Raw genomic sequence first — 11,550 nt, forward strand, 5'->3', positions numbered from 1 at the left:
CATGATCTCACCCACCTCCACATCTTCAGCCACAGAGTATGAAGTCACCAGGATTGCTTAACGGCATTGCCTTTAGCCCCGGTTGATGAAGATTGCGGAGGGATACGGCAGCAGCTCCGTGTGTGGTTTCGCCCTCGCCTCCTCCTTTCTGCTGCCGAGGCGGCCATCGTAATAGAGAACATAGAGATAAGCGGGGGATCGCTTGCCTGCGGGCGGGCCGTTCATCCAGCCGCGGGCCAGTTCCCGACGTGACAGCCCCCGTGCTTCCGCCTTGGGAATCACGCTGCTCTGACAGATCTCGATGCCTCGGGGTTTGTGGCAGTGAGCCTGAAGCGCGTCTCCGAGAGCCTGCAATTCCGCCCGCGAAGGCTCGCACTCTTCCACGGCATCCACCTCCACATACAGCCGGTCGTGGGGCGTGGGACTCAAATAGAGCAGATGCGGTTTCCAAAACGACGTGGATGTCTTTTGCGGAACCTTCGGCGTTTCCTTCCGGGACACACAACCGCTGCTCACGGCCAAAAGCAGGAGAAGGCAGGCGAATCGCGAAATCATGACCGTCTCATCATAAAGGACGGCTCGCTTCCTTGTCCAAGTCCAAAGAGCACGAGCGCCTACTTTGGGCTCTCCACCATGTTTCCGGTGATGAAAAGCAGCCGGGAGACGCCTTCGGAAGGCTGCGAGCCTAAAACGACCGTCTGGCCGTCCCAGATGGTGACGGCGGTGGAGATGCCGCTGGAGGGGTTTTCATCCTGCGAGGGTGTTCGCACGGTCATTTCGATGGAGTAGCCATCCGGGCCGATGACGGGTTCGATCTTCAATTCGCGTTCATTCATGGAGGCAGGCAAAGCATAGGCTCCGGTTTTTTGGTTTGGTCGCAGGATTTCCAACTTCGCGTCTCTCACAGCCAGCCGTTTCACGACGACCTCCATTTGAGCGGCGGTGAAGATGCCGCTGAGCGTGAATTCCCGCAGAACCGCTGGAGGCGGCGGCGGGGTGTTTGCGGGCGCTTGGACGGCTTCGACTTTTTCAGGCAGCGGGGGCAGCCAGTCATTGATCTGCTTCAAAACGTCGCCCTTCAACTCAGCGACCAGCACGGTGAGATGCACGCGTTTGTTAACCTCTGCACGGATCATCGCATCGAGCCAGGCTTCGATGAGATCCAAGTTGGCCTTCGTGTTGCGAACGGTGAGCTTTCCATCCTTCACCTCTGCGATCGCGGCCTGGGGGTGAGGAAAGTCAATCCCGGCGGCCTTGAGAACTTCCACAGGCGGTTTGTCCTGCGGAAAGCTCTGGGGCAGCGCGTAAACACGCACAGCCCACTCACTGGCCGGCTTGTCAGGCACATCAATGCCGGTGCTGGAGGGTTTTACGGTGGCGGTGGATTCAAAGTTGATGGCTTTCTGCCCGTTTGGGGTCAGCGCCTCGGCGGTGATGAGCACGGTGACCGGCTTCTTCTTCGTCGGAAGATGAAGGACCAACGTTTCGCCGGTTGCGAGGACGGCTTTGGACGAGACGGTGAAGATTTGCACACGGCTCCAGTCAGGTTTGGCATCCTTTTGGGGCACCCAAGGGCGTTCGGCATCAGGATCAATGCCGAGATCGACTTTGGCCTCGATGCTGGCTTTTCCATCCGGCGCCGGGTTGGCGACGAGTTTGATGCTCGGGCCGATGAACTTGGCCGCGATCACGATGTCTTTCGACCCAGGCTTCTCGGGAAGAACCTCGCGCACGACCTCGACGGTGGCTCCCTGGCCCATCTTGGTGGTGATACGCGGAGCACTCAGCAGGTCGATCCCCTTTTTCTGAGAATTCGCCTTCCACAGTTTTTCGGCTTCATCGGCTTTTAGAATGCTTTCATGGCTGCCGATGTGCTGGCCGGCCTGAATGAGTTTGCACTGGAAATACACCTGCGGCATGCGGTGGTGCAGACGGTCGATGATGGCCTCGATTTGATTGAGAGCGGCCTGGTGATGGCGGACGATGAGCTGGGAGGTGGCGGCTTGAAAAAGGGCGCTGGCTCCCTCAGGGAAAGTGATGCCTTGCTTTTCGAGCACTTGCCGGGCGGTCAGCCTTTCTGGCGGAGGTTCTGCGGCAAAAGGATCCTTCTCGTCCCTGCCAAACGGATCGCGCACCGGCCGGCCTAGCACAAGGAAGTCCGGCCCCACCCTGTACAACCGCGTGAACATCGCCTGGTCATTCTTATTCGACTTCATGGGCTCCTGCGCGGATGCCGTCGCGATGCCAAAAGAGGCCGCGACATACGGTGCGACGAGTGCGAAGGCCAGACAGCCGAGCATAAACAACGCGCCGATCGTCTTCCGCACGCCACGGGCTTCCATCAGAGCCACAAGGCGGTCCTGTAGACGACGAGCCGGACGTGAGCGAGCAATCGACATGGTAAAACGCGAAGGAGATGGTTTCGCCGCCCAGGCGAGCAGGAAGTCGATGTAGGATGCCTGATCGGGCTCTTCCTCGACTGCGGCCGCGTCACAGGCCTCTTCGCGAGCGCGGGAGAATTCCTCGATGAGGGCATGGGCGAAGGGATTCCACCAAAGGAAGGCGAGGGCGATGTTTTGCAGCAGCACGGCCACGGTGTCGTGCATGCTCAGATGCTCGCTCTCATGCCGGATGAGCCAGCGCCATTGCCGGGGCGTGAGTTCTTCGAATGCCGCTGCTGGCACCGCGATGATGGGGAAGAACCATCCGGCGGCGCAGGGTGTGCAATCGCCATCGGATACCCGCAGCCGCGACAGCGTTTTGGAGTGCTCCAGCCCTCTGGAGCTTTTCGCGGGCCTTGAACCGTTCGAAAGCGCCGGAGGGCCGGCGCACTCCAGGACGCTGCCGCGAAGAAAGGCAGCTTCATCCGCCGAAAGTGTCCGCAATCTCCATGCCCAGCGCTGAAGGCGAATGCTCTGCACGAGCAGTCGAAGCAGCAACAAAGCGGTGACGAGCCATGAGAGACGATGGAGCCATTTCACGAGGTCGTTCCAATCCCATGAAGAAACGGCCGCAGGCGCCGCCGTCGGAGTCACGATGGCTTTTTGCGGCTCGACCTTCACCCGCCAGTCGTGCTCGAGTGTCTCACGAATCGGTGTGAAGACAGGAACGTGCTGCGTTGTCGGAAAAAGATCCCGCATCGAGATGTCGAAAGGACTATAAAGGCACATCAGTACCGCGAGATTCGCGAGGATGCAGCGGCGCAGGGCATCGCGAATGACGAACCGCACCAGCAGCCAGGCGGCCGCGCCGATGACGAGGCTGTGCACGAGGAAATTGAGGAAGGTGATGGTCTCCGTGCTCATGGCTGGTGCTGGCGGATGAGTTTTTTCAGCTCGGCGATCTCTTCGGCGCTGATCTCCCCGCTCTCGACGAGACAGCGCACGAGGGCGAGGCCGCTGCCGCCAAAAAGCCGCTGCTTCAGCTCGGTGAGCACGCTGGTGCGGCCACGCTGCTCCGGCACCGCTGGTTCGTAAGCATGGCTGCGACTGGAGTCATCGCGCACGATCCAGCCTTTGGCCTCAAGACGGGTGAGCTGGGTCTGGAGCGTGTTTCGTGTCACAGGCTCGTCACGGCCTTGATTGACGGCCTCCAGCAGCTCCAAAACGGACGCGGGATGCTTTTTCCAAAGAATGTCCATCAGCGCCTGCTCGGCGGCAGAGAGGGGAGGGAGGGCTTTTTTCGCCATATTTCGCGAGTTTGACGACAAGTGTCGGATTTGTCGAGGAAAATGTCCGACAGGTGTCGGACATGGAGCGAGAACCCCGGGGAATCCACTGATGGAATCCGCCGTTCGCGCCCGTTGACTTGCCTCCCAATTCCTGACAGCATCGCGCACCATGTCCTCTCCCGCCCCCAAACTCACCACGACGCACTGGCTCATCATCGTGATCGCCAGCATTGGCTTCCTCTTTGACACCTACGAGCTGCTGATGACGCCGCTGGTGGCCGCGCCTGCGATCGCGGAACTGCTGAAACTGCCGATGAACAACCCCATCGTCACGAGCTGGGTGGGGAATCTGCTGTGGATCGCGGCGCTCTGCGGGGGCGTCTTTGGTCTGCTTGGCGGCTGGCTGGTCGATAAATTCGGCCGCAAAACGATCATGGCGGCGAGCATCTTCATGTATTCATTCTCGCCGTTCTGCGCGGCGTATGCCACGTCTCTGGAGATGTTTGTGTTCTTCCGCAGCACGACCTTCATCGGCGTTTGCGTGGAGTTCGTGGCGGCGATCACCTGGCTGGCGGAGGTGTTTCCAGACAAGAAGCAGAAGGAGAAGTGGCTGGGCATCACGCAGGCCTTTGCGTCGCTGGGCGGTGTGTTTGTCACCATGATGAGCTCATGGATCAACCAGCACGGCGGTGACATGCCGCACATCGGCCTGCCAGCCGGACTTGGCTCCGCAGATCCTTCCACCTGGCGCTACCTCCTGATGACGGGCATCCTGCCGGCCATCCCGATCGCGCTGCTTCTGCCGTTTGTGCCGGAATCGCAGGCGTGGAAGGAGAAAAAAGCCGCCGGAACGCTCAAACGCCCCAGCTTCGGTGCCCTTTTCGCACCGGAACTGCGTCGCGTGACGCTGGTGACCGCCGCGCTTTCTGCCTGTGCCTACGGCATCGCCTTTGGCGCGCTTCAAGTCACCGTGGCCCGCGTCACGCCGGGTCTGCCAGAACTGCGGGAACAGTCCAAGGCGCTCGCGCCGCTGCGCAAGCAGGGCGAGGAGCTCAACAAGCAGCTCAATGCGATGAAGGCGGACGATCCGGCACGCAAGGAGCTCGTGGCGCAGATCAAGGCGAACTTCGTTCAGCAAAAGCCAATCAACGACGAGGTGAAGAAGATGGCCGACACCGTGCAGTTTCATCAGGAGATGGGCGGCCTCGTGGGGCGGATCATCCTGGCGCTGCTGCTGATCTGGGGCATCAGCCGGGTGGCATTGCTGAAGATCTTCCAAATCCCCGCGCTCATTGTGCTGCCGGCCACCTACTTCTACTTCTTCCATCAGGGCGGGAACGCATTCCTGTGGGCCTACGCCATCTGCGGCCTCCTCACCGTGGCGCAGTTCAGCTACTTTGGGGAATACCTGCCGAAAGTGTTTCCGATGCACCTGCGCGGCACCGGTGGCAGCTTCGCCACAAACGTCGGCGGACGCATGATCGGCACCAGCATGGCGTTCGTGACGACCAATCTCGTCGCTCCGATGCTCGCAGGCAGCGGCCCGATGCTGCCGATGCATGTGGCGAAGGCCGCGGGCATCGTCGCCAGCGTGATCGTGGTGCTCAGCTTTGTCATCGGCTTCCTGCTGCCCGAACCGAAGGGCGAGGAGTGATTCGTTTCACCTTTCCACCTGCATTTCCACGCTCCGGCATCAAAGCAGCCCACGCAGTCCGGTGAAGCGTTTCCGGCTCTCCTGCTTGCTCACGGCGAGTGACAGCGCCCGTTCATCACCCACCAGCACGCACAGCTTCTTCGCACGTGTGATGGCGGTGTAGATCAGGCTGCGTTCGAGCAGGACGTAATGCTGCGTGCTCACGGGAATGATGACGCAGGGGAACTCGCTGCCCTGGCTTTTGTGGATGGTCAGGGCGTAGGCGGGCTGCAGTTCGTCGAGCTCACCGGGTTCATAGCCGACGAGGCGGTCTGCGTCATAGCGGACGTGAACTTTGACGGGGTCAGCATCAATCGTCACGATGTGGCCGATGTCCCCGTTGAAGACTTCCTTGTCGTAGTTGTTGTGCGTCTGGATGACCTTGTCGCCGACGCGGAAGGTGGTCTGAAAGCGCTCGATCTCGAATTTGACCTCGTTCGGCGGATTGAGCGCGAGTTGCAGCGAGTGATTCAATGACGCGGTGCCGAGCAGGTTGCGGTTCATCGGCGTGAGCACCTGGATGTCGGCGATGGGATCGAAGCCGTATTTGGCCGGCAGTCGCGTGTGGGCGAGTTGCACGATCAAATCGCGGATCTCGTCCGGTTCGCTGGCTTCGAGGAAGAAGAAGTCGCTGCGGCTGGCGGGCTTCAAATCGGGCACCTGGCCGCGATTGATGGCATGGGCACTCGTGATGATGCGGCTGCTGGCGGCCTGGCGGAAGATTTCCGTGAGCTTCACGCAGGGCACGGCACCGCTGCTGATCAAATCGTGCAGCACCATGCCGGGGCCGACGGAAGGCAGCTGATCCGCATCGCCAACGATGAGCAGGTGCGCACCCTGCGGCAGCGCCGAGAGAAACTGCGCCATGAGCGGCGCATCGATCATCGAAGCTTCATCGACGACGAAGAGATCGCCAACGAGCGGCTTGCCTCGATGCCGTCCCCAGCCGCCCTCGCCCTGGTATTCGAGCAGGCGGTGCAGCGTTTTGGCTTCGAGGCCTGTGCTCTCGCTCAAACGCTTCGCCGCACGGCCGGTGGGTGCGGCGAGGACGATTTTGACCTGCTTGCTTTGCAAAATGAGAAGGATGCTGCGCAGGATCGTCGTCTTCCCGACACCCGGACCGCCAGTAATGATCAGCATTCGATGCCGCAGGGCCTCGCGCACGGCCCGCTGCTGGCTTTCGGCCAGTTCCTTGCCCGTTTTCTTCATCACCCAGGCCAATGCCGCGTCTTCGTCGATGCTTGGATACGCGGAAGGCAGAGCCGCGAGGGATTTCACGCTGGCGGCGATGCTTTGCTCCGCTTTCCGCAGGTAAGGCAGGTAGAGAAACTCGCCGTGCCGCTCCACCTGCTCGCTCGCGATCAGTGCTTCGATCTGCGGGACGATCAAAGCCTCGACGCCGAGCAGTTCGACCGCCTTCCCGACCACTTTGGGCTCGGGGAAGCAACAATGGCCGTTCTGCGCCGCTGTTTCGAGCACGTGCAAGATGCCTGCCTTGATGCGCTCCGGTGCATCCTCAGCCACGCCGAGCTGATAGGCGATGTCATCCGCTGTTTTGAAGCCAATGCCACGAATGTCCTGTGCCAGCCGATACGGATTCTCCTTCAGCACCGCCTGCGCCTCGTCGCCATACGTCTTGTAGATGCGCAAAGCCCGTGACGAGCTGATCCCATGCTGATGGAGGAAAAGCATGATGCTGTGGATGGCCTTCTGCTTCATCCACGACTCGCGAATCTCCAGCCGTCGTTTTTTGCCCACGCCTTCCACCTCCTCCAGCCGCTTCGACTCGTTTTCGATGATGTCGAAGACCTTGGGTCCGAACTTTTCTACGATGCGCTTCGCATACTTCCCGCCGATTCCTTCGATCAAGCCGCTGCCGAGGTATCTTTCGATGCCGTTGAGCGAATCCGGCCGCTTCAGCTTCAATTCATCCGCCTTGAACTGCGGCCCGAAGTCGCGATTCGGCTCCCACACGCCCCGCGCCTCAAATTCCTCCCCTGCCACGACCCGTGGTGCCCGTCCGATGAGGCTCACGACGTCGCGCTTGCCCTCCGGCACGATCTTGAGGATGCAGTAGCCGTTCTCCTCATTGTGAAACACCACACGGTCCACGAGTCCTCGAAGGACTTCTTGGTTGCGATTGTTTCGTGGTACGGACATGCCGCAAGCTAGTCACGTCAGGCAAAACGCGCGAGGGCTTATCTCTCAACCCATTTCAAATTGAGGTGATCATGTACCGGGTTGTGCCGATGAAAAACCTTCCCAAGGACTTTCTCGCTCCACTGCAAATCACTGAAAGCGCTTTGGCTCGAGCTCCATGGTTCAAAGAGCGACTCCAAACGCTGTTTGTTTGAGTGATTCATCGGATTACTCCATCAGCTCCGCGAGCCTGGAGCCTTCCACTCGCACGACCCAGTTTTCGATGTTTTGGATCTGCTCGGTGGCCTCGTCGTAGCTGCGTTCGACGCGGCATTGGACGACGGTGTCGGCGTGTTGGAACATCGTGGGGAGGCGGTCTTCGGGGAAGGCCATGATGAGCTGGAGGCCGAAGTTGCGGGCGAGGGCGAGGCAGTCGTCGATGCGGTCGCCACTGAGCTTGCTGAAGGCTTCATCCATGACGACGAGGCCGAGGTTCTGCTGTTCCTCGCGGCGGCCGAGGTCATACACGCGACGGAAGGCGGCGAGCGTGGCGACGAAGAAGGGTGCCTGGTTTTCCCCGCCGCTTTGCTTCTTGGCGCTTTTGTTCAAACTGATCGCGGCGGCATCGCCACGACCGGCGGGCTTGGCTTCGATGTCCCAGTGGTGGTAGTAGCGATAGTCAAGCATGCGCTGGTGGCGCTTGTCCTCGGGGTTGTCGGCGGCGTCGATGGCGGCCATGAGCTCGGCCTTGGCCCGCTCGATGTCATCGCGGCCGGCGGCGTTGAAAAGTTCCATCTCGCTGCCGCTGGGCAGGCCTTTTTCGACGAGCGTCCAGATGGCGCTGTGGGCCTTGTCGGCACGACTGGTGAGCTGGTAACGCCAGCCGCCGATCTCGTGATCCATGGCGCGGTTCAGCTCGCGCTTGGTGCGGTCGGCCTCGCTGAGCTTTTCACGCAGCACGTCGAGCACCTGATGCTGCAAACGATCTTCCCATTCCTTCCGCGCTTCATCCGCGGCGGTCTTGAAGCGCTCCAGCTCATGCGTTTCGAGGTCTTCGCGGCGCTGGTCAAAGGCGGCGTTGTCCTCCGCGTCGGCATCGAGGGCATCGCCAAGGTCGGCGTGCACGGTGACGAGCTCGCGACGCTGCTCATCGCGCAGGCGACGGGACTCTTGCGCTCGGGTGTCGAGCTGAATGGCGAGCGCGGCGGCCATTTCGATGGATTTGCGCCAGCTCGTGGCTTTTTGACGCTCGGCGGTGATGCGCGTGGTGATCTCGTCGTCGGAAAAACCGTGCACGAGCATGCGCGAGGCTTGGCGGGCGATGCGAGTCTGCTCCTCCTGAAACACATCCTCCTGGATGGCTTCTTCGAGTCGCGATTGCTCAAGCGTGAAAGCGGTGATGGCCGTCTTGAGGCTGCCGATGCGTTCGTGGATGCCTTTGAGCGTGGCTTTTTGCACGCGGAGGTTTTCCATGGCCTTCTCGTGGTCTGGCGTGGCGAGGAGATTCCAGGTCTCTTGCAACTCGCGGAGTTCTTCGCGCAGTTTGGGCAGGCGCTGGACCTCGTCGGCACCTTCCGGCGCGGTGAAGCGGTCGAGATGGCCTTCAGCGCCGCGGTTTAAAAAGGCGCGGAGGTCATCACAATCGCTGCGCACCTCCTCGATGACGGCATCGGTCTCGCGAAGCTCGTTCTCACGCAGGTCGCGGAGGCGGCGCAGGCCTTCCTCGCCGAGTGTGAGCTCTTTTTCAGGCGTGAGCTTCACACGACGCGGCGGATCTTTGAGCCAGCCATCGAGCGAAATCGCCCGCTCATGCTTGTCGAGCTGCGCGGCCTTGTTCACGGCGACGAGGCCGCCGAGCAAATGATCGAGCACCTTGCCGGCGAGATCGTGTTTGGTCTCGACCATCTCACGCAGCGAGCCTTTGAGGACCTTCGTGGTGGTTTGCGCGGCTTCCTCGGGATGAATGAGCGGCTCGTGCGGATTCTGCGTCTGCTGCGCCTGATCCCACGCGGCGCGGAAGTCCTCAGGAATGACGGCGCGGCGATGGATGCCGAGCACGGTCTCGATGAGCGGCCACCATTTTTCGGCGCTGGCCTTCACCTCGACCACGCGACCGAGCGCGACGGCTTTTTGTCCGCGGGAAAGCAGCGCATTGAGCTGCGGCGAGGGCGTGGCGTGACCTTCGCGAAGCTGCGCGAGGTCTTTGTGCAGCGCGGCCTTGCGCAGCTCATGCTCGTTCAAGCGGGCCACGACGGGCTGGAGCTGCTCGTTCGCCTCGTCTTTCAGCCGCATGTAGGCACGCGCGGTATCGCGTGCGGCGGCGAGCGCCTTGCTCTCGTCCTTGCTCTGCATCGCGGAGATGGCGGCGGAGGCTTCGTCGAGGTTTTGCAGGCCGAGTCGCGACGCGTGGAGCTGCCAGTCCTGCCAGCGGCGCAGATGGGCGCGAATGCGATCATGCAGGCTGCTGGAGGCCGCGTTGAGCCGCTCGATCTCGCTGTCGAGCTCGCGACGGCGGCGGTCGATCTCTTCGAGCTTGAAGGCCTTGTCACCCAGCGCGGCGCGGGCGGATTCCTCGGCGTGTTCGAGGCGTTCGCGCTCGCGGATGGCCTGCTCGTGCGCTTGCAGGTTCTCGGCATGCTCGGCGCGTTTGTCTTCGAGTTCGGCGCGGCGGCGATTGAGGCCTTCGAGGGCTTCTTCGTGCTTCAAAGCATCGCTGAGGTGCGAGTAGAGCGCGGACTCGCGTTTCGACGTGAGCCAGTCCTGATGATGCGCGGAGATGCGCTTCAGGCGCTCGAGCTGGTCGTACATTTTCTCCAGGCGCTCCTGCGCACGGCGATGTGCATCGACGCTGGCCTTCACCGCCTTCACATCCGGCATGCCGGGCTCGAGCAGGAACTCGCGCACGAATTTTTCGAAGTTGCTCTCCGGCTCGAAGGCCATCGCGCGGGGCAGCGTCTTCGCCATCTGCTCGGCATCGAAGCCGAGGTGGCTGCGCAGCGCCATCTCATCGCGGTAAGTTTGCTGGCGATCCCACACATCGCCGTCGAGCTCGCGCTTCACACGGGTGCGGAATTCATCCTCGGGCAAAAATTGCATCGCCTGCGGCCCGGCGTCGCTGTTGAGGAAATCCTGCCACGCGAGGCGGCGTCCAGCACGGAACCAGATCGTCGAAGGCTTCGCCGTGGGGCTTTCATACTCGATGCGTGCACCCCAGGTCTCGCGTCGCGGCTCGCTCTCGCCGGATTGCAGCGGCCAGGTGAACTCCAAGCCAGCCAGCGTGACGCTGCTGGGCCGCAGGTAGCGCTCCGCACCATCGCGGCCGGTCGTGTTCGTGTCGCACAGGCAGTAGCCACGCAGTGAGCGACCGCTGCCCGCACCGGCGGCGGCTTTGTTGAACTTGCTCTGCTGCTCGCCGAGCATGACGAACTGGATGAGATCGAGCAGTGCGCTCTTGCCGCTGCCATTCGCCCCGGTAATGAGTGAGAGGCCGGAGACGTCGATGAACTGGCGGTAGCCATACCAGTTCACCGCGAGGATGCGGCTCAAGGTGATGCGCGGAGCGCTCACGCGACCACCTCCCCGTCTTCGGTGCTGTCTTTGACCGGCTGATACTGCTCCACGCGCTGCTGCCACGCGGCGATGTCATCAAACGGGATCACACGGGCCAGCGAGGGCAAAATCTCGATCTGCATCTCGCCCGCCTGCGTCATGCCCTCGGGCCGCAGCGTGCGGATGAGGCGATGACGGCGGATGCGGGCCAGGCAGGCCTCGATCTGCGATTTTTCCGGCGTGCTGATCTTGTCGAAGTACACCTTCAGCGCCGCCCAAAGCTGGTCCACGGTCACGATGACCGCCTCCTGGCTGCCGGTGCTGATTTCATCATCGTAAAGCCGCCACAACGCCAGCAGCACGAGCGTCTCGTCCTTGTCAAAACGGCCCAGCAGCAGGCACGACTCCGTGCGCGGCCTCGCCTGCAGCAGAGATCGCTCCTCATCGACGATCAACTCCAGCGCCAGCGGCGCGAGGTCTGTCTCTTATACACATCTCC

7 protein-coding genes are annotated in these 11,550 nt (G+C 61.6%); 1 reads left to right on the plus strand and 6 read right to left on the minus strand.

Going from position 1 to position 11,550, the window contains the following annotated elements; all coding sequences use genetic code 11:
• Window positions 1-72: 72 nt before the first annotated feature.
• From IAE77_RS29965 to IAE77_RS29975, 3 genes are read right to left on the minus strand one after another with little or no spacing between them, the layout of a single operon-like run.
• Window positions 73-555: a hypothetical protein gene (locus IAE77_RS29965; protein ID WP_294235202.1), complete on the minus strand. Its 483-nt coding sequence runs from the start codon at window positions 553-555 to the stop codon at window positions 73-75.
• 59 nt (window positions 556-614) lie between these two features.
• Window positions 615-3,305 carry a M56 family metallopeptidase gene (locus IAE77_RS29970; RefSeq protein ID WP_294235204.1) on the minus strand — a complete coding sequence of 897 codons (2,691 nt, stop codon included), beginning with the start codon at window positions 3,303-3,305 and terminating at the stop codon, window positions 615-617.
• Entirely contained in the window at window positions 3,302-3,688 is a 387-nt protein-coding gene (locus IAE77_RS29975; protein ID WP_294235206.1) for a BlaI/MecI/CopY family transcriptional regulator, read from the minus strand. Before IAE77_RS29975 ends, IAE77_RS29970 begins: the two co-directional genes overlap by 4 nt.
• A gap of 151 nt (window positions 3,689-3,839) precedes the next feature.
• Here IAE77_RS29975 and IAE77_RS29980 point away from each other — a divergent pair, with 151 nt between their 5' ends.
• The gene (locus IAE77_RS29980; protein ID WP_294235208.1) at window positions 3,840-5,324 is read left to right on the plus strand and encodes an MFS transporter; all 1,485 of its coding nucleotides are present in this window, start codon (window positions 3,840-3,842) and stop codon (window positions 5,322-5,324) included.
• A gap of 39 nt (window positions 5,325-5,363) precedes the next feature.
• Here IAE77_RS29980 and IAE77_RS29985 read toward each other — a convergent pair whose 3' ends face one another.
• The 3 genes from IAE77_RS29985 to IAE77_RS29995 all read right to left on the minus strand — a co-directional run bounded on the left by IAE77_RS29985 (window position 5,364) and on the right by IAE77_RS29995 (window position 11,518).
• Window positions 5,364-7,523, minus strand: coding sequence for an ATP-dependent RecD-like DNA helicase (locus IAE77_RS29985; RefSeq protein ID WP_294235210.1), 2,160 nt, complete (start codon window positions 7,521-7,523; stop codon window positions 5,364-5,366).
• Between the two features lie 207 nt (window positions 7,524-7,730).
• Window positions 7,731-11,048 (minus strand): SbcC/MukB-like Walker B domain-containing protein, encoded by a 3,318-nt coding sequence (locus IAE77_RS29990; RefSeq protein WP_294235212.1) that lies wholly within the window; start codon window positions 11,046-11,048, stop codon window positions 7,731-7,733.
• A 17-nt stretch (window positions 11,049-11,065) separates the two neighbouring features.
• A complete protein-coding gene (locus IAE77_RS29995) occupies window positions 11,066-11,518 on the minus strand; it encodes a DUF4194 domain-containing protein (RefSeq protein ID WP_294235213.1) in 453 nt (150 codons plus the stop codon).
• Window positions 11,519-11,550 lie beyond the last annotated feature (32 nt).

The organism is Prosthecobacter sp. (assembly GCF_014879935.1).
Classification (GTDB): Bacteria; Verrucomicrobiota; Verrucomicrobiia; order Verrucomicrobiales; family Verrucomicrobiaceae; genus Prosthecobacter.